Below are 24,742 nucleotides of genomic sequence, written 5' to 3' on the forward strand. Positions count from 1 at the left end.
ACGTCACAGGACTGCAAACCCGGGGATCAGAGTGCAGGGAGTGTATAGCGAAATGAACGTATGGCAGCCCGAACCGGGGGAAATTCTCCTTGCCCGCGCGCCCGTCACCTTCGCAACGGGCGCCGCGATGCGCGTCAAGGGTATGCGCTGGTTCCGTGATACCGGCCGCAACGACATCCAGCACGATTTGCCTGGCTGGCCCGAAGGCCCCGCCTTCACTGCCCGCTCAACGGGCGGCACTGTCGCCCTGAAATCCCTCAAGGGAGCAGGCATGGTTGTCGGTGTAGCCTTCATGGCCCTCCTCAGCGCGGCAGGCGGCAACATTGCCGGCCCCTCCGGGGACTTCGGCTCCGACACCCCGGACGAACCAGCGGACGAGGTCGAGGACTTTCCGGTCATGTGGGCCGCGCCTGGCACCATTGCCCGCAACCTGCCCTGGCAGTTGGATCCAAGCCGCACTGATCAGAAGCGCCAGCTCACACACGTAATCGTCACCGACCGCAGACTTGTTGTCGTCCAACTTCCTTATGAGAAGAAAAACTTCGAAGCGATCAACGATACGGTCCTATGGCAGTGTCCACGTACCGACATCAGCGCCGTTCAACTCAAAGACTTCAGAGACGGAGACGACTTCAAGGTCATCTTCGAGGACGGATCGTGGTGCAGGCTCAGGTCCACTGCACGCAGTCGGCTGACACGGTACCTGAAGCCTACGCTGGAACTACTTCCGCTTGATTCCCTCACACTGCAGCAGAGGGCAACGATTCTGAACTTCGCTATGGAGGCGAAGACACCGGAATCTGTTGCTCCCATCATCACACGTAACTCCTGCGGCCACTATCACGTCGACATTCTGCTACCAAGTCGACTCACTTCTGCTTTCGGAGCCTCGGAGCAGACTCTCACCATGGACGAGGACGGCCAAGAGGCCGACCCCCTGAAGTACCACCCCGAAGACCTCTGAACCCGAAGGCACATCACACCCGAAACGGGGATCCCGCTTCCATGCCACCATCTGCCGAATCCACGTCCCCCCTCCCACCTCCCCTCCCCCTGACGGATCCCCCACCCGTCTGGTTCCTGACCCCCGAAGGCTTCTTCCCACTCCCCCTCGCCGACAGCCCCGACGAGCGTGCGGCCCGAGCGCACTCCTTCGTACGGGACCTCTACTCCCGCGGTGACGAAACCGTCTGGGAACCCGCCGCCCCGTACTACTCGGCCATAGCCGAACTCATGCAGAACACCGGTGTCTCCTACGCCGCGATGGGCCTGTTCTCCACCTCCGAGGAAGAACGCACCCCCGAGGGCGACATAGCCAGGCACGACCTCTCCGGCGGTGCCGCCCAGTGCGCCTTCACCCTGGCCGCGATACCCACGGACCAGGCCGACGCCGAAACCGATGTCGTAGCACAGGGAATCCTCGCGGCCCTGTCCGCGGACCGGTACAACGAGGTCGACTGGCTCGACCTCCCCTGCGGCCCGGCCGTGTCATGCGTCGCCTGGCGTCAGCTGAACCTCAACCCCGCCGTGACGGCAAGCGGTGAGGCCACGGAACTCGTCACCGCCCAGATCCAGGTCCACGTACCGTTCCCGACCGGCCCGTTCACCGCTGTCTTCACGCTTTTCACCGCCTCCGTGGATCAGTGGAGCCAGTTCGTCGAGATGATGGGGGCGATTCTCCAGACGGTTTCCTTCGTCGATCCCACCGAGGATCTGACGCCCCTCACGTCGGCCGAGGAAGCCTGAGAGCCAGAACGACGCCGGCCAAGCAAAGTCCCGGAGCCCAAGCTCGGCACCCGGACCCTGCTACTCCTGTCCCTCACCATCTGACGACACGTCGGCCTCCGGATACGCGACGAAGGTGCCCTTCGCCGGGAGAGTGACGACGAGGCCGCGCTCACGGAGTTCGCGAACGGCTCGGCGGGCGGTCAGGTACGCGACCCCGTATTCCTCACCGAGATCCCGCTCACCTGGCAGTCGCGCTCCCGGCCTCAGCGCACCCGACGCGATCCGGGCAGCGATGTGGTCAGCCACCTGCATATAGACGTACGCGATCTTGTTGGGGTCGATCGGCGAATCCCCTGCGTCTGCTGCCATAGCAACCACCGTAAAACAGCCCTGAGCTGCATTGATGGGTGCGATGCTGCATACTGCTATGCACTGACATGCGCAGCAATGTAGGCTGATTGCGCAATAGACCCCGGCGACGGGTGGAAGCCGTCCCGGGGCACGGCCAACGCTGAATCGGAGCGTCGACATGCCGGACTGTATCGTCCGCCTCCTCACCTGGATGCTGAGCGTCTGCACCCCAAGCCCCCAGGGCCGCCACCGCCGAGGCGCACCCCCACCCCTGCGTTTCATCCCCGTCCCGCCACCCCGCTTCACCGATCCCCTCGACGGCAACGCATCGCGCCTCGTACGCCCCTACGTCCTGGCCCCCGACGAACACCGCCGCCAACGCGAACGCCGCCGGGCCGCCTCCCTGGCCACCCTCGGAATCGACGTGGGCCCGAAGCTCATCCACGGCGTACGCGTACCGGCGGCCGGCCGATGACCCGCCCGGCTCTGCGCATGTGCGCCCGCTGCGAGCGCTCGACGAACGAACCGGTCCTGATCCACGAGGTCCACGCCCCAACAGGCCCCGGCTTCAACGTCTACGCATGCCCGGAATGCGCCGCGCACTACTCACCCGGGACGGACGGATTCGAACTCCTCGATCCCACACCCCGCCATTCCCGTCTCAGCCTCCGCATCTACAGAATCGACAGGGAGGGCAGGGTGACCGACGACCGGGGCAAGGTCGAGGTCGTGGCCGGCGGGCACGGGGAACCGGTGCCGTTCACCTCGGCGTATCCACCGTGCTCCTGCCCGAGATGCACAGTTGCGCGATAGCAAAACAAACAAGCGCACAACGACGGCTCCGGACATGGCACCCGACCGCGCCCGGAGCCGTCTGCCGTTCGAACACATTCAAGCCACGAGGCACTCCCGGAAGGATCCCTTACGCCGGAATTGCCCATGTGCATGGGGAAGTTCGTCCTGGCGGAAGCGAGAACCCTACCGATAGCGTTGGACTCTTGACTGGAACTTTGTCTCACGGGGAGCCACAGTGAAGCGCCGCACCTTGCCAGTTGCTGTCGCGATCAGCGCGACGACAGTCCTTGTTCTGACCGCATGCGGCGGTAGTGACAGCGTGGCGAAGGGCAGCGACAAGATCGCCGGAGCCGATACCGGCGACACCAGAACCTCTGCCACGCCGAGCGCAAGCGCCTCAGGATCGGCGGAGCGCCCGCAGGTCACGCTGCCCAGCGATGTCTCGAACGTCTTCGAGAACTGGAAGACCGGCGACGCCACCAAGGACGTCGTTCTGGCGGACACCTCCCGGCGTATCAACGCGCTGGACTATGCCATCACCCAGAGCAACGCCGACGACCCTGTTCTCGGCGTGTACTACAAAGGGGACGCTCTGGTGGGCGCGTCCCAGTGGGTCAAGCAGTTCGTGGACGCCAAGCAATCCATGACTGGCGAAACCCGCTATTTCAACCCCAAGGTCGATGTGTATGCCACCGGAATGGCGACCCTCACCTACTGCTCATTCGAGGGCAAGGCGTACGTCAAGGACAAGAAGACCGGGAAAGCCCAGATCACTCCGGTGACGAACAAGTCCTATCTCCTCTACTCCACACGTCTGGAGAAGAGCACCAAGGGTGTTTGGCAGACCGCCGTACTGCACTCCGAGAGGGGCAACTCCGCATGCACGCCATGACCCCCCAGCGCCGCCTGCTCTTGGTGGCTGGCATCGCTGTCGGATGTGTGGTCCTGGCCGGTCCCGTGCACGCGGACGTCGCCCCAGGCGGTGGGAACGAAGGCTCTGACCCGAAGCCGGAGGGCTCGCGGAGCGGCCAGACACTCGAATCTCGAATCGCCTTCAGCGGATCCGTCAAAGAAAGCGACAGCGCCTCCGGGCCCCTTGTACCAGCAGGCGACTGGACCCCGCCCGCCTGCTGGTACGAGCCCTACTCCGCCGACGAATTCGCGAAGACCACTGAGGCAGGCTACGACCTCGTGGCCAACGATCCCCAGCAGCCCAATTACGCCAAGAGCGCCGTCGCCCAAAACCGCGACTACTACAAAGACGGTAAATACAAGAACTACAACAAGGACAAGGCGGACGAAGGCAGTTGGTGGGTCGCCACGCGGGACCCGGACCGCTGGCTGAGCGATGAAGCCCAGAAATGCAACAAGCAGCCATTCTGGGTCAAAAACGGTGAAACCCCGAACGTGGAGAACGCCGTCACACCGGAGATGCTGGCCCAACTGGCGTACAACCGCGTCAAAGTTCCGGACACGAAGGTCAGCCTCGCCCCCGCGAACATCACCAAGGTCAACCTCGCAACCTGGGCGTGGCTCGACCGAGCCACCTTCAAGCCTGTCTCCGTCACCGCCCAGCTCAACGCCAACGGCCTCAGTATCCAAGCCACCACTACCGCCAAACCAGTTTCCCTCAAGCTCGAACCCGGCACGGCGGACGCCGAGACCTTCCCCGCCTCGGGCGAGTGCGCCTTCAACGCCGACGGATCCATCGGCGAGCCCTACGCCAAGGGCAAGGCCGATGACATCCCGCCATGCGGCGTCACGTACCTGCGATCCTCTGGTGACACCGCCTTCCATCTCAAAGCAACCATCACCTGGCAGATCAGCTGGACCGGAACAGGTGGCGCGGGTGGCGATCTGCCGAACGGGACCTTCGGGACCACTCAGGACGTCACAGCGCAGGAAGCGCAGGCCCTCAATAGATAGCGGGAACGCCATGAACGTCTGGCAGCCCGAACCGAAGGAAAATCCCTCGCCCGCATATCCGTCACCCTCACGGGAGTCACGATGCGTGTCCTGCTTGACGGGCGGCACGGTCGCTCCGAAGTTCCCCTGAAGGGGTCGGCATGATTACACAGGTACGGTTTCCATGACCCTCTCCAGCGTCGTGAGGCAATGTCGCTCGTCTCCGACTGCAGGTGAAATTTTCCGCTTCACGGAACGGCCGTTGCCAAGACGTCGACGAGTTCCGAAAAAGGCGTTAGGGATGACTGGGCTTTACCACTCAGGGGGTAGACAATGACTTACCCGCCAGCCCTTGGGCAGTCGCCGAACCCCGACTTTCCACACCTAGGCTTCAATCCGGCACCGGGCTCTACCGAGACGGTCAGCGACCTGTACAAGAAGCTCAGCAGTTGCACCAAAGCTCTGGAGGAGACGCATGGGCTCGTCACGCAGCTAATGGATGGAAGTTATTGGAAGGGGGACGCTGCTGTGGCCTTCCGAGAGCAACTCGATGGCGGCCCCCTCCCGCGCAATCTGAAGAACGCCGCCCACTCGATCCGGAAGGCTGCTCGACAGCTCAACTACTGGGAAGGTGAGCTTGAAGAGTTCCGACGACGAGCCAGGAAGCTTGAGCAAGACGCCGAGGGTGCACAGGCCGTCATAGACGCGGCAAAGGGACACGCCGCAGAGGCGAAGAACGATCCCGGCCTCAAGGGGGAAGGAAGTCGGTACGACAAGTCACAGAAATCCTTGGCCAAGGCAAACTTGGCGGTGGAGCAGGCCCAGGCCGACCTCGACGAAATCATTGGAAGGGCGAAGAAGCTCGCCGAGGAGCACAAGGATAAAGCCGGATACCGCGCCGCCAAGATCCGGGATGCCACGAAGAAGTTGGCACCGCACGAGCCGGGATGGCTTGACGAATTCACCGACTGGTTCACAGAAAACCTTCCGGACATTTTGAGTTTCACCGCCGGCGTTATCGGCCTGGTTGCCCTGTTCGTGGCGACGGGAGGCACCGCTGCCGCGGTCCTACTGCTGGCTGCGGCTGCGTTGAGCGCATCCGCACTGGTCATGCGGCTGTCTGACTCCGAAGTACTTGCTTCCTTGAAAGACGGCTTCACCAAAGGTGAGTTTGACTCCGACTTCTGGGGCAATGTCGTCAGTCTGGGCGGCGACATCCTGGGCGCCGTTCCGGGAATCGGCGCCGTAAGCATGGGCGTTCGCGGAACGATGAGTGCCCTGCGTACCAGCGAAGAAGCGGTCACCCTCGGAAAGGTAATGACGACGCTGGGCGGGAAGACGATGAGCGAAGCGAAAGCCATATCAGATCTCGGCAATCCAGCCCTGGATCTCGTGGTGCGCGGAGCCCGCGACTCCGCCAAGGTAGGCGAAGTCGTGGAAATCTCGTCTGCCTCACTCGGTGCCCTGACGGCCGGTTATGGCTTGGTGTCCAGCGCCGTGGACGCATTGGACAACGATGGAGCTTCGGACGGTGCCACCGGGGTTGACGGCGTAAGGAGCATTCTGGACGGCGGCGCCCTGGTAGACCTCGCCCGTTACGTGTTCTGAATCAAAGGACGAGAGAGAATTCATATGGATCCCACAGACAATCTCACAGCATGGGAGCATGCTCCGACCCAGCGCGCATGGTCGAAGCAACTGTCAGTAAGCCTGCTCGCGCTCGTCGGCTGGATCGCTCTCTGGATTGCCCTCTTGGCCGTCCTGGTGGTTTTCCTGTCCCCCCGGTACACGATCCTCTTCGTACCATTCCTGCTGTACAGCTTCTATCGCGCGTTCATCCAGGTCTTCTCCATCCCCGTCGTCTTCCGTACCAGGCGGATTCTGCGGGAGTACCCGTGGCGTTTGTACAGTGCCATCCCGTGCGGGCTCACTGATCGAGCCGATGTCGTAGGCAGGCAGTACGGTTGGTTCGAGTTTCCGAATCCTGCTCAACCGGACGAGCAGCTTCCCATGGTGTTCCCCCGCCACTGGGGGGTCGGCTGGTGGCATCGGCGTATGGCTCCCAGGGCGAACCCCGAACTGAAATCTCAGATCGATGTGGTGTGGCTAGCAGGGGACCCCCGTTTCATCGGCGTGATCGCCGCGTCCTCGCCCGACGGGGTGAGCCCCCGCCGGTTCCGATTCCTGCACCAGCAGATGTCAGCAGACGGAGGCGGTCGTTCTGTCAGCGACTGGGGAGCCACCGCCGAGGACATCGAGCGCGGTCGCCGCGCCGGGGTCCGACCTGCTCGTCCATGATGCGTTCACCAACGAAATCTCATAGATATGACATCCAGTGTCGTCATCGACGATTCGGTCAATGACCCCAGTACCGGTATCTGGTTCGCCGTCCCCGGCGGCTTCACCGAGATACCGATCGATGTTTTACTGGCCCCGCCTGCGTCTACCGAGGCCGACCGGCTCAGAGAATCCCTTGCTCCGCTGGCCCAGGCCATTCCCGATGGTGTCACCCGCCAGCAGTTCGTTGCCCAGCTGGCATCGGGCCGGCAACTCCTCGGCGCCCTGCGCGAGGTGGGTACAGTCCATTGCTCCCTTGGAGTGCATCAAGACGATGTGGGTGAAGGCAGCGGAAGAACCCTGCATTCACTCTTCACGGTGTCATGGCGCGGGATCGCATGGTCTCCACGGTCTGTAAGTGCGGCACGGGCGGTGGCGACAGCAGAGCAGCACGCGCATGTCGAATATTTAGAACTGCCCAGCGGGCCTGCATCGATGGGTGAGACCGTTCGGACCCCTTCCCCTGAATCCGGCCTTCCATCGACTCCGCTGCTGCAGATCTACGCCTACCTTCCGCACCCGGACTGCAAGCGCATGGCAGTCCTGATGCTGACTACCAGCGTGGTGGAACGACGGACCCAGTATCGGGCGATCCTGCGACAGATTGCCCAGCTGACAAGTTTCGAATCTCCTCTGGTAGCAATGCAGAAGAATTGAGTAACGGGAGGTCCCTCGGCACGTCTCTAAGACACTTGCCTACCAGCGTCGTTCATCGTCTCCGAACCACCCAGTAGATCGGGAGTAGGCGTCGACTCCACGTACTGGAGCGTCTAGCAGACCTCTACGAGGCCATGATGACAACCTTCCGCTGGAGCTGTACATGATCTCCTTCGAGACCGAGGCCGACCCCACCGAGGTGTACCTGATACCTCTCCACTGGACCGAACTCGATCAGGCCAAGTTGCGGGACTGGTAGGAGACCTGAGCCGAGATCATGGTCTGCAGAGACAGGAAGTGGTAGCGGAGCCCCAACAAGGAAGTCCTTGCCACACGGTTCCGGCAGCTTCTGGACGCGCACCCTCATCCGGCAGTGCCGACGGACCAGCTATTCCTCTACGGCGGCGACCCGCGCAGCGTTCCCCACCCCTTCTACGCACTATCCGTACAGCCTGGCAACGAAAACCGCGACACGGGGCTCCTCAAAGTGAACCAGGCGGACGAGGAGAGTCCCGTCCGTCCCCCGGACGTCCCGGCTTTCCACTCGGAGCACCTCGGGGAGGGGTTGCGGTGCCTTTGTCCTCGCTCGTCGAGGACTGGGACGAGTTCGCACGCAGCATATGGTTTAAACCGGCCCTGAAATGACAGGAAAGGGATCGCAGATGGTGATCGTCTAGACCGACTCCAACCCGACGCTGTGGTTTTCCATGCCGTTGTCAGCTCCCGAGTCTGAGTTTGCGCAGTGGCTGGATCTCCAACTTGAGGCAAGCGCCCGGTTGCACCAGCGCAAGCTGAGCCGGCGTGAGAAGCGTCAGATGAAGAGTACCTGCGACCCTCTGGTGACGTCGCTTTCCATCTCAACGCAACCATCACCTGGCGGATCAGCTGGATGAATGGGACCTTCGAAACCAACGGAGAAAGCCTTCCCCACACCCATCATGAGGAATCCTGCCACGGCCATCCCGAGGTCCATCCAGTCCGCGTTACCTCGCGCAAACTCAATGAGCGTCGCAAGGGTGCTGACCAAGGTCAAGAGCATGGACAGGCTTCCCAGAACACCGGCCAGAGCTTGGCCAATGACCGGGATCCAACCGATGACCAGTGACGCGACGCCGAGCCAAGTTGCGATCTGACCCAGTCCACTTCCCGATCTCTTCGACCCAGTTATCGAACTTGTCCCAGAAACCGTCCTTCAGAGAGTCGTGACTGATGACCGCATTAATCGCCTCGCATGCCCGTTTGGCGGCGCTGTCCCGTATCTCCTGGGCACGCCTGATCTTCTCGCGAGCGGCCTCGATCTCGTCCCCGGCAGCATCCCGCCGGTCTTCGAGCTTCTTCTTGTCGTCCTTGTCTTTCTCGGACAGGCCATCATTTAGGCTGCGAGCATCCGCCGCAGCATCCTAGCGCTTGAATGCAGCTTCGAGTTTTCTGACGCTCCCCTTGGCCTTCTCTCGAAACTCTTTTCCCGCCTTACTGTCCCAGGAGTCGACTTCACCGCATTGAGATTCCGGATCTGCCGATCCAGCTCTTCGGTGGTCTCGCGTAGCCGGCGCCCGAGTGCGGCAACTTGGTCAGGGTCACCGGGAACGGGATCGCTGTCCGCGACCGGAACCAATCCCTGGGTCGCATATTCTATGTCCCCCTCTTGGCCCGCCCGGGAGTTCGAGCACCTCGGACGGCCTCAGCCAACTGGTGATTGGTCATCTTGGCCGGACATAGCACCCCGTGGCGTTGCGTCGTGTTCAGGGCACTCGGTGCGGTGGCACGCCCGTACGCACCACCGCACCAAGTCGACCCCGATATACCGACTCTTACCGGCTCTTGGCCGACTTAGCCAGTTCCTCGTCGATCTGTTCGAACTTGTCCGCGGCCGTCGTCAGGTAGTCCCCCATGCCGTCCAGGCCGTCCAGCGTGTCCTTAGTCCCCCGTACGAACTCGTCGAAGTTCTCGTCGAACGCCTTCGACGAGCTCTTGGTGACGTAGCCGGACTCGACCAGGTTCGCGATGTACTTGCGCAGGCCGTCCAGCTTCTCCTGGAGCTTTTCCTTCTCCTTGACGACATGCTTGGCCGCATCCCGCATGTCCTGGTATGTGACGTCAAGGTCCTTGGCCATGAAGCTGCTCCCTCTTCAAAACGCCGCAGGGCCAACCCCCGTGGCTCCCTGTGCGCGGACGAGACGGCTGGTACACATGGTTCCGCCGGTGCGATCGTCCGCTCTTGCGACTGCAGCTTACGGGGGTCAACTGACCGGCCACATCCCCGAATCGGGAACCGGGTCCGGGAACGGATACGGGACGGACACAGGCACGGACACAGGCACGGACACGGACACGGACACGGAACCGAATGCGGGTGCGCGGCCTGGTGGGCTCGGCGCGGTGCATTGCCATCGGGAAGGGTCCGCTTCCCCGTTGCCCCGCCCGAGCGCCGAGCGGATATCGTCGCTTCGACTGTGACCTGCGGAAGGGAAGCGGGCACGGGGGGCTTGGGGAGGACAAGCGTGCGCCTGACTCTGACCGTCGTCGATCCGTTCGGCGGTGATTCCGCCGACGTCGTACTCGATGCCGACCCCGAGTCCAGCGTCGGGGACATCGCCGTGGAACTGGCCAAGCACGTCGGGGTCAGCGGGGCGCAGGTCATTCCGATCGGGCAGCATCAACCGGTTCCGGCGGGCGGTGCGCCGCTCGTGTACGTGGACGGGTACGGCGTCGATCCTGGTGCCACCGTGGTCGGTTCGCCGCTGCGGGACGGGGCCGTCGTCAGCCTTCAGGATCCCGCCGGGTGCCTGCCCGGCGAGCCCACCGGGCTGGTGGAGCTGCGGGTGGTGGGCGGGCCGGTCGCCGGGTTCGTGCACCGGCTCGGGGTCGGGCGGTACGACATCGGCAGCGGGCCGGCCTCGTACCTCCGTATCGACGATCCCGAACTCGACGCCCGCGCCCTCACCTTGTCAGTCGCAACCGATGGCACCTGCCGGGTGGCCGTGCACGCCGATCAGGAGGCCGTCACCCTCGACGGGAAGAAGATCGCCGAGGCCGGCGAGGACGGGGCCTGGCCGCTCGGCGCTCAGGTCGCCGTCGGCAACTCGCTGCTCGAACTGGGGCGTTACAGCCCGCCCAACGCCGCGCTGAAGTGGTCGGAGGACGGGGTGGGGCTCGACTACAACCGGCCGCCCCGGCTGCGTCCGCCGGACCGGCAGACCAAGTTCCGGCTGCCGAGCCCGCCCCGGGACTACGAGGCCCGGCCGCTGCCCTGGCTGATGGCGCTCACGCCGCTCGTCGGCTCCGTCGTCTCCGTGCTGATCTTCCACCGCTGGTACTACCTGATCATGGCGGGGCTCAGTCCCGTCCTGCTGTTCGCCAACTACTTCATGGACAAGAAGCACGGGCGCAAGTCCCATGCGAAGCAGCTCAAGGAGTACAAGGAGCAGAAGGAGCGGATCGAGAAGGACGCGCAGGACGCGCTGGTCGCGGAGCGGCAGGACCGGCGGAACGCGGTGCCCGACCCGGCCGCCGTGCTGTCGCTCGGCACCGGTCCGCGCACCCGGTTGTGGGAGCGGCGGCGCACCGATCGCGACCATCTGGTGGTACGGGTCGGGACGGGACGGCTGCCGTCGGAGGTCGTCCTCGACGACCCGGAGCAGGACGACCACCGGCGGCAGGTCACCTGGGACATCGAGGACGCGCCCGTCTCGCTCTCGCTGCGCTCGCTCGGCGTCATCGGCATGGCGGGCCCCGGTGATTCCGCGCGGGCCATGGGGCGGTGGGCGGTGGCACAGTCCGCCGCGCTGCACAGCCCGATGGACGTCCAGGTGTACGTGCTGAGCGAGAGCAGTGCGCAGGGCAGCTGGGACTGGATGCGGTGGCTGCCGCACGCCCGGCCGACCGGCGGGCAGGACGCGAACGTCCTCATCGGCACCGACGCCGAGACCGTGGGCGCCCGGATAGGCGAGCTGACCCAGATCCTCGACGCCCGGAAGAAGACCGCCGAGCAGAACCGCGGGCAGGGGACCTCGTTCAGCGATCCGGACATCGTCGTGGTCTGGGACGGGTCGCGGCGGCTGCGGTCGCTGCCCGGAGTGGTGCGGCTGCTGCGCGAGGGGCCCGCGGTGTCGATGTACGCGGTGTGTCTGGACGCGGAGGAGCGGTTCCTGCCGGGCGAGTGCCAGGCGTACGTCGTCGCCGAGCCGAAGGCGCGGGAGTACGACAGCCCGGCCCAGCAGGTGGTCCCGCAGCAGGCCGCCGGCGGGTTCCCGTCGTTCCAGGCGTGGCATGCGACGGGCGGACCCGAGCCCGAACAGGCCGTGGCGGAAAAGGAGTTGCGGCTGCGAGTCGAGGAGGCGGGCGCGGAGCGCATCAAGGACGTACGGCCGGACTTCGTCTCCGCCCCCTGGTGCCTGCGCCTCGCGCGCTCCCTGTCCCCGCTGCGGGACATCAGCGGGGAGACGGAGGACTCGGCGCTGCCGGCCGCGAGCCGGCTGCTGGACGTGCTGCAACTGGAGCCGCCGACCGGTGACGCGATCGGCGCACGCTGGCGGATGGGCGGTCAGTCGACGCTCGCGGTGATCGGTGAGTCGTACGACGGCCCGTTCGGCATCGACATGCGCAAGGACGGGCCGCACGGGCTGATCGCCGGTACCACCGGTTCCGGCAAGTCGGAGCTGTTGCAGACCATCGTGGCCTCGCTGGCGGTGGCCAACACGCCGGAGAACATGACCTTCGTCCTCGTCGACTACAAGGGCGGCTCGGCGTTCAAGGACTGTGTGCAACTGCCGCACACCGTCGGCATGGTCACCGACCTCGACGCCCACCTGGTGGAACGTGCCCTGGAGTCGCTGGGCGCGGAGCTGAAGCGGCGCGAGCACATCCTGGCCGCCGCCGACGCCAAGGACATCGAGGACTACCAGGACCTGGTGCGGAGGGATCCCTCGCACGCCCCGGTACCCCGGCTGCTCATCGTGATCGACGAGTTCGCCTCGATGGTGCGCGATCTGCCGGACTTCGTGACCGGTCTGGTCAACATCGCCCAGCGGGGCCGTTCGCTCGGCATCCACCTGCTGCTGGCCACCCAGCGGCCGAGCGGTGTGGTCTCCCCCGAGATCCGGGCCAACACCAACCTGCGGATCGCGCTGCGCGTGACGGACGGCGGCGAGTCCAGCGACGTCATCGACTCGCCGGAGGCCGGGCACATCTCCAAGAACACGCCGGGCCGGGCGTACGTCCGGCTCGGGCACGCGTCGCTGGTGCCGTTCCAGTCCGGGCGGGTGGGCGGCCGTCGGCCCGGTGCCGCCGACCCCGCCGCGCTCGCCCCCTGGGTGAGCGAGCTGGCCTGGGCGGACCTGGGCCGGGCCGCGCTGGTGAAGCCGAAGGCCGAGGCGCGCGAGGACGAGGAGATCACCGATCTGAAGGTGCTGGTCGACGCGGTGCGCGACGCCAACGCCGCGCTGCGCATCCCGGCCCAGCACAGCCCGTGGCTGCCCGCGCTCGCCGAGACGCTGCTGCTGGCGGAGATCGACGAGATCGCAGCGCCGTCGGCGGCGGCGCTCGCGCCGGGGCGGCTCGCGCCCGCGCCGTACGGTGTGGAGGACCTGCCCGCCGACCAGGCGCGCCGTCCGGTGGTCGTGGACTTCGCGTCCTTCGGCCATCTGATGATCGGCGGCGCCCCGCGCAGCGGCCGGTCGCAGGTGCTGCGCACCATCGCGGGCTCCCTCGCCCGTACGCACTCCGTCGCCGACGTCCATCTCTACGGCATCGACTGCGGCAACGGCGCCCTCAACGCGCTGACCCGGCTGCCGCACTGCGGCGCGGTCGTCGGCCGCAACCAGACCGAGCGGGTCGTCCGGCTCGTGGGCCGGCTCAAGGGCGAGCTCTCCCGCCGCCAGGACCTGTTGGCGGACAAGGGCTTCGCCGACATCGGCGAGCAGCGGGCCGCGGCGCCCGCGGAGGAGCGGCTGCCGCACATCGTCGTACTGCTCGACCGCTGGGAGGGCTGGGTGCCCACGCTGGGCGAGATCGACCACGGTTCGCTGACGGACGAGCTGACGACGCTGATGCGCGAGGGGGCGAGCGTCGGCATCCATCTGGTGCTGACCGGTGACCGTACGCTGCTCGTCGGCCGGATCGCGACGCTGACGGAGGACAAGTACGGGCTGCGGCTGGCCGACCGCAGCGACTTCTCCACGCTCGGCATCCCCGCCCGCAAGGTGCCCGAGGAGATCCCGCCGGGCCGCGCGTTCCGCAACGAGTCGGGTACGGAGACGCAGTTCGCGCTGCTCGCCGAGGACACGACCGGGCAGGGGCAGGCGGCGGCGATCGCGGCGATCGGCGAGGCGGCCGCGGCCCGGGACGCGGACGTACCGCGCTCGCGCCGGCCGTTCCGGGTGGACAGCCTGCCGAGCCGGATCTCCTTCGCGGAGGCGTGGGAGATGCGCGATCCGGAGGCGTCCCGTTCGCGGCTGTGGGCGCTGGCGGGCATCGGCGGCGACGAGATCGTCGGCTTCGGTCCCGATCTCGCGGACGGCGTCCCGTCGTTCGTGGTCGCGGGCCCGGCGAAGTCCGGCCGCTCGACGGTCCTGCTGAACTTCGCCCGGTCCTATCTCGCCCAGGGCGTACGGCTGGTCGTCGCGGCCCCGCGCCAGTCGCCGCTGCGGCAGCTCGACGGCACGGACGGCGTGCTGAAGGTCTTCACCGGCGACGACGTGGACGAGGACGAGTTCGAGGAGGTCATCGACTCGGCGTCACCCGAGGAGCCGATCGCCGTGCTCGTCGACGACGGGGAGATCCTGGAGGACTGCGACGCCGCCTCCCAGATGAAGCGCATCGTCTCCCGCGGCGCCGAACTGGGCCTCGCCCTCGTCATCGCCGGTGACGAGGAGGACGTGTGCAGCGGCTTCTCGGGCTGGCAGGTGGACGCGAAGAAGGCCCGCCGCGGCATCCTGCTGTCCCCGCAGGAGTCCTCCAGCGGCGACCTCATCGGCGTACGCCTGTCCCGCAGCCTGGTGGGCGGTCAGATCGCCCCCGGCAGGGGCATGCTCCACCTGGGCGACGGCGAACTGCGCACGGTGGTCGTACCGGGCTGAGACCGGGGCACCGGGCCTCGGTCCCCGGGCACCGGTCACGGGGCCGGGGTCTCGGGGGGGCCGAGGTCTCGGGGAAGCCGGGGTGGGGCCGGGGTCACGGCGGCCGGGGTCACGGCGGCCGGGGTCACGGCGAGCGGGGTCACGGCGAGCGGGGTCACGGCGGCCGGGGTCACGGCGGGCGGGGTCACGGCGGCGACGCGAGCTGGTCGGTCTTCGTCGGGCGGGAGATCGGGGCGCCCGCCCCTGCGTACCGGCCGGCTCCGCCCGTACGGGCCGGCTCCGGCTGCCCGTACCGGCAGCTGCGCCCTTCGCCCGCTCCTTCGCCCGTCCCTCGCGGCGGCGGCTGCGCCCTCGCTACGCCAGCAGTTCCACCTTCACGTCCGCCGAGAAGCCCGTCGTGGGGCCGACCCGGCGGGCGAACTCGGTGACCGCCGCCAGCTGCGGGCCGCCGAAGCGGAAGTCGAGGGTCGTGAAGTACTGCTCCAGGATCCGCTCGTCGAACGACTCCCAGCGGGCCGCCTGCTCGGCGACCTTGCCGACCTCCTCAAGGGAGAGGTTGCGCGAGGACAGGAACGCCTCGTGCACCTGACGGGTGATCACCGGCTCGCGCTCCGCGTACTCACGCCGGGCCGCCCAGACCGCGAAGACGAACGGCAGGCCCGTCCATTCCTTCCACAGGGTGCCCAGGTCGTGCACGGCGAGCCCGTAGCGCGGGCCGTCGAGGAGGTTGGCGCGCAGCGCGGCGTCGCCGATGAGTACGGCCGCGTCCGCCTCCTGCATCATCAGGCTGAGGTCGGGCGGGCAGGTGTAGTACTCGGGCCGTACGCCGAACCGCTCGGCGAGCAGGAGCTGGGCGAGGCGCACGGAGGTGCGGGAGGTCGAGCCGAGGGCGATCCGGGCGCCGTCGAGCTGGTCGAGGGGGACCTGGGAGACGATCACGCAGGACATCACCGGGCCGTCGCAGCCGACCGCGATGTCGGGGAAGGCGACCAGGTCGTCCGCGTTCTTGAGGAACTCGACGAGGGTGATGGGCCCGATGTCGAGGTCCCCCCGCACCAACTGCTCGCTGAGCTTGTCCGGGGTGTCCTTGGTCAGCTCGAAGTCGAGGAGGGTGCCGGTTCTCGCGAGCCCCCAGTAGAGGGGCAGGCAGTTCAGGAACTGGATGTGGCCGACGCGCGGCCGGGTGCGAGAAATGTCCACATCGCGAGACTAGACCCCCTGAGGTACGGTTCCGGGACCGCCCCTACGTCAAGTGGCCCAGCAGGTGTTCAAACTTCCGGGTGACGTGATCTTGACCTCTATTGCTCGGGGCGGCCCGCGTGCTAGGCTCGCCGCAAGTTGCAGTTTGGTTTCCCTTGCAGTACAGAGCCTGCGGAGCATGTAACCGCGGGCTCTCGTCGTTTTCAGACATATGCACTTGTGCGGCACGGTTTCACACTTGCAGGTTCTGGAGCAGGGCAACCCTTTGTGAGCCCAAGGAGGGCTTATGGCTACCGGAACCGTGAAGTGGTTCAACGCCGAAAAGGGCTTTGGATTCATCGCCCAGGAAGGCGGCGGCCCCGACGTCTTCGTCCACTACTCCGCGATCAACGCTCAGGGTTTCCGTTCCCTCGAAGAGAACCAGCAGGTGAGCTTCGACGTGACCCAGGGTCCGAAGGGCCCGCAGGCGGAGAACGTCACCCCCGTCTGAGCCGTCTGAGCAGCGAGCCGATCGCAGCCTGAAAGAAGTACCCAAGGAGCCCCGCGCCTTCCGGCGACGGGGCTCCTGCCCTTTCCCCGCCGACGACCGGCCGCCGACAGCCACAGCAGACCCACCAGCCACACCAGCCACGCCACACCAGCCACACCAGCCTCAAGGCACAACAAGAGCATCAGGGGTTTCAGAGGCAACAGGGGCAGGGGCAACAGGGGCCACGTGCGCCGCGCGGCATACGCGCCGGACGCGCGGTCTCGGGTGCCGTCCCGCCCCGGCTACCCCTCGTACAGGGCCTCGACCGCCGCCGAGAAGTCGCGCATGATCTCGGCGCGGCGCAGCTTCATCGAGGGGGTCAGATGGCCCGCCCGCTCGGTGAAGTCCGTCGGGAGGACGGTGAACTTCCTGATGGATTCGGGGCGGGAGACCATGCGGTTCGCCTCGTCCACCGCGCGTTGCAGGAGGGCGTTCAGGTCCGGGTCGTCCACCAGCAGCTCGGCCGGGACCGGGTGTCTGCCGTTCATCCGGCGCCAGTGCGTGATGCCGTCGGGGTCGAGGGTGATCAGGGCGGTGACATAGGGGCGGGCGTCGCCGACCAGCATGACCTGGGAGATCAGCGGGTGCGAGCGGAGCCAGTTCTCCAGCGGCGCCGGTGCCACCGACTTGCCGCCCGCGGTGATCAGCAGCTCCTTCTTGCGGCCGGTGATCGTCAGATAGCCCTCGTCGTCCAACTCCCCGATGTCGCCCGTGGGCAGCCAGCCCTCCCGGGTCGCCGGGACCACCCCGCCCGCCGACGGGTCCCAGTAGCCGCGCAGTACGTGCTCGCCCGCGATCAGGATCTCGCCGTCCGCGGCTATCCGGACCTTCGTGCCGGGCATGGGCCAGCCCACCGTGCCGAGGCGGGGCCTGAGCGGCGGGGTCACGGTGGAGGCACCGGTCGTCTCGGTCAGGCCGTACCCCTCGAAGATCTCGATGCCCGCCCCGGCGTAGAAGGCGGCCAGGCGGCTGCCCAGCGGGGAGCCGCCGCAGATCGCGTAGCGCACCCGGCCGCCCATCGCGTTGCGGATGCGGCGGTAGACCAGCGGGTCGTAGAGGGCGCGGGCCGCGCGCAGGGTGCGGCCAGGGCCGCTGCCGGTGCCGGTCTGCCGGGCCTCCAGGGCCTGGCCGTAGCGCCTGGCCACGGCGGCGGCGCGGTCGAACGAGGAGGCCCGGCCGCCCGACTCCGCCTTGGCGCGCGCGGTGTTGAAGACCTTCTCCAGCATGTACGGGATGGTCAGCAGGCAGGTCGGCCGGAAGGCGGCGAGGTCCGGCAGCAGGTCCTCGGGCTTGAGGCTCGGCGCGTGGCCGAGGCGTACCCGGGCGCGGACGCAGGCGATCGCCACCATGCGGCCGAAGACGTGGGACATCGGGAGGAACAGCAGGACGGACGGCTCCTCGCCGGTCCTCGCCTTGAACACCGGGTAGAGCAGTTCGATGGCGTTGTCGACCTCGGCGAAGAAGTTGCCGTGGGAGAGGGCGCAGCCCTTGGGGCGGCCGGTGGTGCCGGAGGTGTAGATGAGGGTGGCGAGGGTGTCCGGGCCGAGCATGCCCCGGTGGACGGCGACCTCCGCGTCCGGGACCTGGGCGGCGCCGCGTTCGGCGAGCCGTTCCAGGTGCTCCTTCTCGATCACCCACAGGTGCCGCAGATCGGGTACCCGGTCCAGCTCCGGGCCGAGGGCGGCGGCCTGGGCGGCGGTCTCCGTCACCAGGGCGGCCGCGCCGGAGTCCTGGAGGATCCAGCGCGTCTGGAAGACGGACGAGGTGGGGTAGACGGGGACCGTCACCAGGCCGGCCGCCCAGGCGGCGAAGTCGAGGAGGGTCCACTCGTAGCGGGTGCGGGCCATGACGGCGATCCGGTCGCCCGGTGCCAGCCCCTCCGCCAGCAGCCCCTTGGCCAGGGCGAGCACCTGGTCGGCGAAGGCCGCTGTGGTCACCTCCGTCCAGTCGCCGTCCGCCGTCCGGCGGCTGAGGACGACCGCGTCGGGGTCGGCCGCCGCGTTGTCGAAGGGCAGGTCGGCGAGCGATCCGTGCCGTACCGGCGGGGTGAACGGCGGTACGGACACCTCGCGCACGGCGCCGTCCAGGCGCCGGATCTCGGGCTCCACGAGGATCGGCGCGCCGTCGTAGTCGGTGGCGGTGACCGTCTGGCCGAAGGAGACGGGGGCGTTCGGGTACCGGGTGGACACGGGGGCGGCTCCTCGGGCGTGCAGCGGCGGACTGCTTGCCGCGTGGCGTACGTGCCTCGCGCACCGAGGCGTTCGCCGACGGCGGGCCGACAGGCCGCGCGAGCGGCGTCTCCGGCAGTCGGACAGCGATCAGGCAGGTGATCGTACGGCCCGGCTGTGGCGGGGGTGTGCGGTTTCCGGAGGGATCCGGCGCCGGGGACGTGCAGTCTCGGGGATTACGTGAGGGTGTGTCACGTTCGTTCCAGGATCGCCGTGACGCCCTGCCCGCCCGCCGCGCAGACCGAGATCAGCCCGCGGGCCGGTCCCTCCCGCTCGGCCAGCAGCTTGGCCAGCGTGGCCACGATACGGGCGCCGGTCGCCGCGAAGGGATGGCCGGTGGCCAGGGAGGAGCCCGCCACGTTCAGCCGCGCGCGGTCCACCGGCGCGAGGCCCCGTTCCTCCCAGGCGGCCAGCGTCGCCAGCACCTGGGAGGCGAACGCCTCGTGGATCTCGACGAGTGCGAAGTCCGCCATGCCGAGGCCGGCCCGCTCCAGCATGCGCGGCACGGCGTGGGCGGGCGCCATCAGCAGGCCGTCCTCGCCGCCCGCCACATCGCCGCGGACGAAGTCCACGGCCGCCGTCTCGTACGCCGTGAGGTAGGCCAGCGGCTCCAGGTCCCGCTGCCGCGCCCATTCCTCGGAGGCCAGCAGCACCACTGCCGCGCCGTCCGTCAGCGGGGTCGAATTGCCCGCGGTCATGGTGGGGTCGGGGTGCGCCAGCCCGAACACCGGTTTGAGCGCGGCCAGTTTCTCCGGCGTCGAGTCGGGGCGCAGGTTCTGGTCCCGCGCCAGGCCCCGGAACGGGACCACCAGGTCCTGGAAGAAGCCGCGTTCGTAGGCCGCCGCGAGGCGCTGGTGGCTGGTCGCGGCCAGTTCGTCCTGCGCGGCGCGGGACCGGCGGCCGCCCCGCCCGGACGGAGCCGAGCGCTCGGGCAGGGCCCGGACTCGGGCCGTCACCGCGGCGTGCTCGCCCATCGACAGGCCGGTGCGGGGTTCGGCGTTGCGCGGGATGTCGGGGACCAGGTGGCCGGGCCGCAGCTTCGCGAGCGCCTTCAGCCGGGCCCCGGCCGACTTCGCCCGCCGGGCCTGGAGCAGGAGGCGGCGCAGGCCGTCGTTGACGCCCAGCGGGGCGTCGCTCGCGGTGTCGGCGCCGCCCGCGACCGCCGCCTCGGTCTGGCCGAGGGCGATCTTGTTGGCGGCGGCGATGACGGCCTGGAGGCCGGTGCCGCAGGCCTGCTGGATGTCGTAGGCCGGGGTGCGGGGGTCGAGCGTCGAGCCGAGGACCGTCTCGCGCGCGAGGTTGAAGTCCCGGCTGTGCTTGAGGACCGCGCCGGCCACGAACTCGCCGACCGCGCCGGGGCCGTGGAGACCGTACCGCTCCACGAGGCCGTCCAGGGCGGCGGTGAGCATCTCCTGGTTGGAGGCGGTGGCGTAGGGGCCGTCGGAGCGGGCGAACGGGATGCGGGTGCCGCCGATCACCGCGACCCGGCGGGCCCGCGGCGGCTCAAGGGGACTCATCTCGATCTGCTCCTCCACCCCGTCGTAGGCTTACCTCCGGTAACCTTACTCCAGAGTAAGTGAGCTGAGCACCGCTCCGGACGCCTGCTCCGGACGGCACCCCGGACCCCGTGGAAGTGGGAGACATGGCCGACCGCTATCTGAGCTTCGCCGGCACCGCACCCGGCCGCTTCCTGACCCGTCGGCTCGGGCTGCCCCGCCCGGCGGTGCTGCGCCGCTGGTCACCGGGGTCCCCGGCGCTCGACGGCGGCCTGCTCCACCTGACGGCGGGCACCTCCGGCCTCGTACTCGCCCCCGTACTGGCCCGCACGGGGCTCGCCGTCGGCGAGGGGCGGCCTGCCGACGGCGGGGAGCGCCCCGCCACCGGCGGCGACCGGCCGGACGTCGGCGGGGAGCGGCCGGGCGTCGGCGGGGAGCGGCCGGGCGTCGACGGGGAGCGGCCGGGCGTCGACGAGGAGTTGTCGGCCGCCGGTGGGGAGCGGCCGGCCGACGTCGATCGGGGGCAGCCCGCGGCCGGTCGGGAGCGGGGCGCCGCCGGTCGGAAGTGGGGCGTCGACGGGCGGGAGCAGTCTGCCGTCCGCCGGGACGAGCCCGCCGCCGGTCGGGGGCGCCCGGCCGCCGTCGTCCTCGACGCCACCGGGGTGCGGGACGTCGACGCGCTCGCCGAGGTGCACTCCGCCCTGCACCCCGTCGTCCCCTCGGTCGCCGACAGCGGCCGGGTGCTGGTGCTGGGCGCGCCGCTCGACCCCGCCGACCACCATCAGTCGGCCGCCCAGCAGGCCCTGGAGGGCTTCACCCGGTCGCTGGGCAAGGAGATCGGCCGCGGCCGGACCGTGAATCTGCTGCGGCTGCGCGATGCGTCCGCCGCCGAGTCCACCCTCCGCTTCCTGCTCTCCCCCAAGTCCGCCTACGTCAGCGGCCAGGTGATCCACGTCGGCGCGGGCCCCGTCGAGCCGCCCGGCGACTGGGATCGGCCCCTGGCCGGGCGCACCGCCCTGGTCACCGGTGCCGCGCGCGGTATCGGCGAGGCCGTCGCCGGCACCCTGGCCCGGGACGGGGCGCACGTCGTCGTCCTGGACGTGCCCGCCGCCGAGGCCGACGCCTGCCGGGTCGCCGAACGGCTCGGCGGCAGCGCGCTCACCCTGGACATCACCGCCGCCGACGCGGCCGAGCGGATCGCCGCCGCGCTCCCGGACGGTCTCGACGTACTCGTCCACAACGCGGGCATCACCCGGGACCGGCGGTTGGTCAACATGCCCGCGGAACGCTGGAGTCCGGTGCTGGAGGTCAACCTGGGCAGCGTGCTGCGCACGACGGACGCGCTCCTCGCCCGCGGGACCCTGCGGCCCGGCGGGCGCGTCGTGGCCACCGCCTCGATCGCCGGGCTCGCGGGCAACGCGGGGCAGACGAACTACGGCGCGAGCAAGGCGGGGATCGTCGGTCTGGTCCGCTCCCTGGCACCGCGCGCGCTGGACGCGCACGGGGTGACCGTCAACGCGGTCGCGCCCGGGTTCATCGAGACCGGGATGACCGCCGCGGTCCCGTTCCTCATCCGTGCGGCGGGCCGCCGGATGAACTCGCTCGCCCAGGGCGGGCTGCCCGCCGACGTCGCCGAGACCACGGCCTGGCTCGCCCACCCGGCCTCGGGCGCGGTGAACGGGCAGGTCGTACGGGTCTGCGGGCAGAGCCTGCTGGGGGCGTGATGTCCGTCGTCCTCACCCAGCCGCCCGCGCTCGCGCCGCTGCTCGCCCGCGGGGCCCTGCGCTCCCCCTTCAAACGGCCCCGCCCGGACGCGGACTTCCCCCGCGACCGGCTCGTGCTGCCCGCGCAGCGCATCGACCTGGCGCGGCTGGCGCGCTACGAGCGGGTGTGCGGCTTCGCGACCGGCGACGACGCCCTGCCCCTGACCTATCCGCAGGTGCTGGGCTTCCCGCTGGCCATGCGGCTGATGAGCGACCGCGCCTTCCCGCTGCCGCTGCTCGGGCTCGTCCACACGTCGGTCGAGCTGACCCGGCACCGGGCGCTCACGGCCACCGGGGAGTACGAACTCGCCGTACACCTGGCGGGGTTGGCGCCGCACCGGCGCGGTACGGAGGCGTGCGTGGTCACCGAGGTACGGGCCGGCGGCGAGGTGGTGTGGGAGTCGCGGAGCACCTATCTGGCACGCCACCGGACGTCCGGCGCCGCGGCGGCCGGGCGGCGGCCGGAGCACCGGCCGTTGCCCGCGCTCGCCGAGTGGCGGCTGGCCGCCGACATCGGCCGGCGCTACGGCACCGCGTCCGGCGACCGCAACCCCATCCACCTCCACCCGCTCACCGCCCGCCTGTTCGGCTTCCCCCGGACCGTCGCGCACGGCATGTGGACGGTGGCCCGCTGCCTCGCTGCGCACGGCAGCCCGGAGGCGGTACGGGTGCGGGCGGAGTTCCGGGCGCCGGTGCTGTTGCCGGGGACGGTGACGTACGGGGCGGACGGGGGGCGGTTCGAGCTGCGCGGCGGGGACGGCCGGATCCATCTGACCGGCGCGGTCTACCCGACCTGAACGACCCGCTCACCGGACCTGTCGGAAGCCGCGGACCCGGCCGACCCGGCGGGCTCGGCGGGCTCGGCCGGCATAGCGGGCTCGGCGGATTCGGCGGGCTCGGCGGGTTCCTCGGGCGGTGTCCAGGGGCGGTTCGCCATGAGGTCGCCGAGGCCCGCCCACGCGAAGTTCATCAGGGTCGCCGCGGCCTGCCGGGCCGTGACGTCCGGGGTGGCGTTGGCCCAGGCGGCGAGGGACTCGGCGGCGCCGACCAGGGCCTCGGCGAGGCCCGCGACCTCGCCTTCGAGCAGGTCGGGGTTGCGGTGCGCCTCGCGGGCGGCGACGGCGATCAGCTCGGTCACGAACGCGACGATCTCCTCCCGCATCACCGTGACCTCGGCGGCGAAGGCCGCGCCGTGGGTGCGCGCCTGGAGATGCAGCACGGACCAGGCGTCCGGGTGCTCACCGGTGTGCGTGAAGAACGCCCGGAGGCCGTCCCAGAGTTGCCGGTCGGCCGGCAGCCCGGGGCGGACACCGGAGCGCACCGCGTCCGTCAGCGCCTTGGCCTCACGCCGGATGCACGCCGTGAACAGGTCTTCCTTGGAGTTGAGGTAGAGATACACCAGCGGCTTGGACACACCGGCCAGTTCGGCGATCTCGTCCATCGAAGCGGCCGCGTACCCGCGTCGGCCGAAGGTCCGTACGGCGGCGTCGAGCATCTGCTGCTCGCGGACCGCCCGCGGCATCCGCTTGGTCTTCCCGGCACCCATGGGCCCAGCGTAGGCGCTCAGCCGGTGAGGGGGGCCGTGTGTCGTTCGGCTGCGGCGGTGTCGTGGCCGGTCGCGCAGTTCCCCGCGCCCCTGAAGGGCGCGGTCGCGTCGCCCCGGGGTGTGGTCAGGACGGCTGGCTCTGGGCGTGGCCCTGGGTGCGGGCGGCGTCGTCGGCCGGGTCCTCCTGGCTGCGGTTGGCCTCCAGGTTGGCCTTCGCCCGGTCGACCCTGCGCACGATCTGCACGGAGGCGCGGTCCCGCTCACGGCGCAGCACGATGAAGCTGATCGGCGCCGAGAGCACCAGCGCGAGCAGCAGCACCCACAGGAGGTTGGAGTCGCCGAAACCGCGCGGGAAGAGGCCGGAGGAGACGAGACCCCAGACGACGAGGAAGCAGCCCACGAAGATACCGAGGCGCATCAGCGTGTAGCGGAGCATCGCAATCCACTCTTCCGTTTCTGGCGGTCACCCCGCTCGATGGAGTCGAGGGAGGTCGGAACACCCCAAAGAGGCACCATCCAGTGAAGCACGCCGCCGGCTCGATCTTGTGAGGGGGGTGCGGGTGTCAGGCGAGCGGCAGCAGCATCGTGATGTCGTCGCGGTCGTCCCCGTCGGCGACGCGGATGGCGCCGGGCACCCGGCCGACCTCCTTGTACCCGCAGGAGGCGTAGAACCGCTCCAGGCCGAGCCCGCCGCGGCAGGTGAGCCGGATGGCATCGATACCGTCGAAGCCGCGGGCCGCGTCCGCGGCGGCGGCCAGCAGGTCACGGCCGTATCCGCGGCCCTGGTGGCGCGGGTGCACCATCACCGTGTACAGCCACACCCAGTGCCGCATCAGCCGGTGCGGGTTGAAGGAGAGGAAGGCCGTGGCGGCGACCTCGCCCGCCGCGTCGTGCCCGACCAGCAGCCGGGTGCGCCCCTCGGCCATCGCCACGAGGTGGCGGACCAGTTCCGGACGTATCAGCTCCCGCGACACCGGCGGTACGAAGCCCACGGCGCCGCCCGCGTCGGAGACGTCGGCCCACAGGTCCAGGACGCCGTCGCGGAGCGCGCGGTCGACGGCCGGATCGAGCGTGAAAGTAAGGGACATGGAGCCATCGTACCCATTACCACCGTGCTGCCGGGCGGCCGTC

The 24,742-nt window shown here is 68.9% G+C and carries 21 protein-coding genes; 12 read left to right on the forward strand and 9 right to left on the reverse strand.

Features of this window, described 5'->3' with window-relative positions:
- The first annotated feature begins 52 nt into the window (after positions 1 to 52).
- Together ACFC09_RS20140 and ACFC09_RS20145 are read left to right on the forward strand one after the other, a co-directional pair.
- The gene (locus ACFC09_RS20140; protein ID WP_376529986.1) at positions 53 to 964 is read left to right on the forward strand and encodes a hypothetical protein; all 912 of its coding nucleotides are present in this window, start codon (positions 53 to 55) and stop codon (positions 962 to 964) included.
- 41 nt (positions 965 to 1,005) lie between these two features.
- Positions 1,006 to 1,746, forward strand: coding sequence for a hypothetical protein (locus tag ACFC09_RS20145; RefSeq protein WP_376529988.1), 741 nt, complete (start codon positions 1,006 to 1,008; stop codon positions 1,744 to 1,746).
- Between the two features lie 60 nt (positions 1,747 to 1,806).
- Here the strand turns inward: ACFC09_RS20145 and ACFC09_RS20150 are convergent, their stop codons facing one another.
- A complete protein-coding gene (locus tag ACFC09_RS20150; protein ID WP_376529990.1) occupies positions 1,807 to 2,097 on the reverse strand; it encodes a winged helix-turn-helix domain-containing protein in 291 nt (96 codons plus the stop codon).
- A gap of 160 nt (positions 2,098 to 2,257) precedes the next feature.
- On the opposite strand from ACFC09_RS20150, the gene ACFC09_RS20155 reads away from it, so the two are divergent.
- The 6 genes from ACFC09_RS20155 to ACFC09_RS20180 all read left to right on the forward strand — a co-directional run bounded on the left by ACFC09_RS20155 (position 2,258) and on the right by ACFC09_RS20180 (position 7,773).
- Positions 2,258 to 2,554, forward strand: a complete 297-nt coding sequence (locus ACFC09_RS20155) for a hypothetical protein (RefSeq protein ID WP_376529992.1) — start codon at positions 2,258 to 2,260, stop codon at positions 2,552 to 2,554.
- A 555-nt stretch (positions 2,555 to 3,109) separates the two neighbouring features.
- A complete protein-coding gene (locus tag ACFC09_RS20160) occupies positions 3,110 to 3,766 on the forward strand; it encodes a hypothetical protein (protein WP_376529994.1) in 657 nt (218 codons plus the stop codon).
- On the forward strand, positions 3,754 to 4,800 hold the full coding sequence (locus ACFC09_RS20165) for a hypothetical protein (protein WP_376529996.1): 1,047 nt from the start codon (positions 3,754 to 3,756) through the stop codon (positions 4,798 to 4,800). The genes ACFC09_RS20160 and ACFC09_RS20165 overlap by 13 nt, the downstream gene beginning before the upstream one ends.
- Before the next feature lie 312 nt (positions 4,801 to 5,112).
- Positions 5,113 to 6,387, forward strand: coding sequence for a hypothetical protein (locus ACFC09_RS20170; RefSeq protein WP_376529998.1), 1,275 nt, complete (start codon positions 5,113 to 5,115; stop codon positions 6,385 to 6,387).
- A gap of 24 nt (positions 6,388 to 6,411) precedes the next feature.
- A complete protein-coding gene (locus tag ACFC09_RS20175; protein WP_376530000.1) occupies positions 6,412 to 7,077 on the forward strand; it encodes a hypothetical protein in 666 nt (221 codons plus the stop codon).
- Between the two features lie 27 nt (positions 7,078 to 7,104).
- Positions 7,105 to 7,773 (forward strand): hypothetical protein, encoded by a 669-nt coding sequence (locus tag ACFC09_RS20180; protein ID WP_376530002.1) that lies wholly within the window; start codon positions 7,105 to 7,107, stop codon positions 7,771 to 7,773.
- Positions 7,774 to 8,584: 811 nt separating this feature from the next.
- Here ACFC09_RS20180 and ACFC09_RS20185 read toward each other — a convergent pair.
- Together ACFC09_RS20185 and ACFC09_RS20190 are read right to left on the reverse strand one after the other, a co-directional pair.
- Positions 8,585 to 8,800, reverse strand: a complete 216-nt coding sequence (locus ACFC09_RS20185; protein WP_376530004.1) for a hypothetical protein — start codon at positions 8,798 to 8,800, stop codon at positions 8,585 to 8,587.
- Between the two features lie 784 nt (positions 8,801 to 9,584).
- Positions 9,585 to 9,887 (reverse strand): WXG100 family type VII secretion target, encoded by a 303-nt coding sequence (locus ACFC09_RS20190; protein ID WP_376530006.1) that lies wholly within the window; start codon positions 9,885 to 9,887, stop codon positions 9,585 to 9,587.
- Positions 9,888 to 10,274: 387 nt separating this feature from the next.
- Here ACFC09_RS20190 and ACFC09_RS20195 point away from each other — a divergent pair, with 387 nt between their 5' ends.
- On the forward strand, positions 10,275 to 14,849 hold the full coding sequence (locus ACFC09_RS20195) for an FtsK/SpoIIIE domain-containing protein (protein WP_376530009.1): 4,575 nt from the start codon (positions 10,275 to 10,277) through the stop codon (positions 14,847 to 14,849).
- 354 nt (positions 14,850 to 15,203) lie between these two features.
- Here the strand turns inward: ACFC09_RS20195 and ACFC09_RS20200 are convergent, their stop codons facing one another.
- Positions 15,204 to 16,049 carry a menaquinone biosynthetic enzyme MqnA/MqnD family protein gene (locus tag ACFC09_RS20200; RefSeq protein ID WP_376530011.1) on the reverse strand — a complete coding sequence of 282 codons (846 nt, stop codon included), beginning with the start codon at positions 16,047 to 16,049 and terminating at the stop codon, positions 15,204 to 15,206.
- A gap of 286 nt (positions 16,050 to 16,335) precedes the next feature.
- Here ACFC09_RS20200 and ACFC09_RS20205 point away from each other — a divergent pair, with 286 nt between their 5' ends.
- Complete coding sequence (locus ACFC09_RS20205) at positions 16,336 to 16,539, forward strand: cold-shock protein (RefSeq protein WP_003974443.1); 204 nt, start codon at positions 16,336 to 16,338, stop codon at positions 16,537 to 16,539.
- A 281-nt stretch (positions 16,540 to 16,820) separates the two neighbouring features.
- Here the strand turns inward: ACFC09_RS20205 and ACFC09_RS20210 are convergent, their stop codons facing one another.
- Together ACFC09_RS20210 and ACFC09_RS20215 are read right to left on the reverse strand one after the other, a co-directional pair.
- Positions 16,821 to 18,686 carry an AMP-dependent synthetase/ligase gene (locus ACFC09_RS20210; protein WP_376530182.1) on the reverse strand — a complete coding sequence of 622 codons (1,866 nt, stop codon included), beginning with the start codon at positions 18,684 to 18,686 and terminating at the stop codon, positions 16,821 to 16,823.
- 311 nt (positions 18,687 to 18,997) lie between these two features.
- Positions 18,998 to 20,323 carry an acetyl-CoA C-acetyltransferase gene (locus ACFC09_RS20215; RefSeq protein ID WP_376530016.1) on the reverse strand — a complete coding sequence of 442 codons (1,326 nt, stop codon included), beginning with the start codon at positions 20,321 to 20,323 and terminating at the stop codon, positions 18,998 to 19,000.
- A 125-nt stretch (positions 20,324 to 20,448) separates the two neighbouring features.
- Here ACFC09_RS20215 and ACFC09_RS20220 point away from each other — a divergent pair, with 125 nt between their 5' ends.
- Both ACFC09_RS20220 and ACFC09_RS20225 read left to right on the forward strand, forming a co-directional pair.
- Positions 20,449 to 22,026, forward strand: a complete 1,578-nt coding sequence (locus tag ACFC09_RS20220; RefSeq protein ID WP_376530185.1) for a 3-oxoacyl-ACP reductase — start codon at positions 20,449 to 20,451, stop codon at positions 22,024 to 22,026.
- The gene (locus ACFC09_RS20225; RefSeq protein WP_376530018.1) at positions 22,026 to 22,862 is read left to right on the forward strand and encodes a MaoC family dehydratase; all 837 of its coding nucleotides are present in this window, start codon (positions 22,026 to 22,028) and stop codon (positions 22,860 to 22,862) included. Before ACFC09_RS20220 ends, ACFC09_RS20225 begins: the two co-directional genes overlap by 1 nt.
- Here the strand turns inward: ACFC09_RS20225 and ACFC09_RS20230 are convergent.
- The 3 genes from ACFC09_RS20230 to ACFC09_RS20240 all read right to left on the reverse strand — a co-directional run bounded on the left by ACFC09_RS20230 (position 22,850) and on the right by ACFC09_RS20240 (position 24,699).
- Entirely contained in the window at positions 22,850 to 23,611 is a 762-nt protein-coding gene (locus ACFC09_RS20230) for a TetR/AcrR family transcriptional regulator (protein WP_376530020.1), read from the reverse strand. The genes ACFC09_RS20225 and ACFC09_RS20230 overlap by 13 nt on opposite strands.
- Before the next feature lie 124 nt (positions 23,612 to 23,735).
- Entirely contained in the window at positions 23,736 to 24,047 is a 312-nt protein-coding gene (locus ACFC09_RS20235) for a DUF4229 domain-containing protein (protein WP_376530022.1), read from the reverse strand.
- Between the two features lie 127 nt (positions 24,048 to 24,174).
- Positions 24,175 to 24,699, reverse strand: coding sequence for a GNAT family N-acetyltransferase (locus ACFC09_RS20240; protein WP_376530024.1), 525 nt, complete (start codon positions 24,697 to 24,699; stop codon positions 24,175 to 24,177).
- Positions 24,700 to 24,742 lie beyond the last annotated feature (43 nt).

This window comes from Streptomyces sp. NPDC056161 (genome assembly GCF_042268025.1).
Classification (GTDB): Bacteria; Actinomycetota; Actinomycetes; order Streptomycetales; family Streptomycetaceae; genus Streptomyces.

What these genes read in the sequence shown, in the direction of transcription:
- ACFC09_RS20140 (WP_376529986.1), top strand. Translation starts at nt 53, where the DNA reads ATGAACGTATGGCAGCCCGAACCGGGGGAAATTCTCCTTGCCCGCGCG.
- ACFC09_RS20235 (WP_376530022.1), bottom strand. Translation starts at nt 24,047, where the DNA reads ATGCTCCGCTACACGCTGATGCGCCTCGGTATCTTCGTGGGCTGCTTC.
- ACFC09_RS20165 (WP_376529996.1), top strand. Translation starts at nt 3,754, where the DNA reads ATGCACGCCATGACCCCCCAGCGCCGCCTGCTCTTGGTGGCTGGCATC.
- ACFC09_RS20155 (WP_376529992.1), top strand. Translation starts at nt 2,258, where the DNA reads ATGCCGGACTGTATCGTCCGCCTCCTCACCTGGATGCTGAGCGTCTGC.
- ACFC09_RS20190 (WP_376530006.1), bottom strand. Translation starts at nt 9,887, where the DNA reads ATGGCCAAGGACCTTGACGTCACATACCAGGACATGCGGGATGCGGCC.
- ACFC09_RS20220 (WP_376530185.1), top strand. Translation starts at nt 20,449, where the DNA reads ATGGCCGACCGCTATCTGAGCTTCGCCGGCACCGCACCCGGCCGCTTC.
- ACFC09_RS20150 (WP_376529990.1), bottom strand. Translation starts at nt 2,097, where the DNA reads ATGGCAGCAGACGCAGGGGATTCGCCGATCGACCCCAACAAGATCGCG.
- ACFC09_RS20225 (WP_376530018.1), top strand. Translation starts at nt 22,026, where the DNA reads ATGTCCGTCGTCCTCACCCAGCCGCCCGCGCTCGCGCCGCTGCTCGCC.
- ACFC09_RS20205 (WP_003974443.1), top strand. Translation starts at nt 16,336, where the DNA reads ATGGCTACCGGAACCGTGAAGTGGTTCAACGCCGAAAAGGGCTTTGGA.
- ACFC09_RS20145 (WP_376529988.1), top strand. Translation starts at nt 1,006, where the DNA reads ATGCCACCATCTGCCGAATCCACGTCCCCCCTCCCACCTCCCCTCCCC.
- ACFC09_RS20230 (WP_376530020.1), bottom strand. Translation starts at nt 23,611, where the DNA reads ATGGGTGCCGGGAAGACCAAGCGGATGCCGCGGGCGGTCCGCGAGCAG.
- ACFC09_RS20170 (WP_376529998.1), top strand. Translation starts at nt 5,113, where the DNA reads ATGACTTACCCGCCAGCCCTTGGGCAGTCGCCGAACCCCGACTTTCCA.
- ACFC09_RS20180 (WP_376530002.1), top strand. Translation starts at nt 7,105, where the DNA reads ATGACATCCAGTGTCGTCATCGACGATTCGGTCAATGACCCCAGTACC.
- ACFC09_RS20215 (WP_376530016.1), bottom strand. Translation starts at nt 20,323, where the DNA reads ATGAGTCCCCTTGAGCCGCCGCGGGCCCGCCGGGTCGCGGTGATCGGC.
- ACFC09_RS20240 (WP_376530024.1), bottom strand. Translation starts at nt 24,699, where the DNA reads ATGTCCCTTACTTTCACGCTCGATCCGGCCGTCGACCGCGCGCTCCGC.
- ACFC09_RS20175 (WP_376530000.1), top strand. Translation starts at nt 6,412, where the DNA reads ATGGATCCCACAGACAATCTCACAGCATGGGAGCATGCTCCGACCCAG.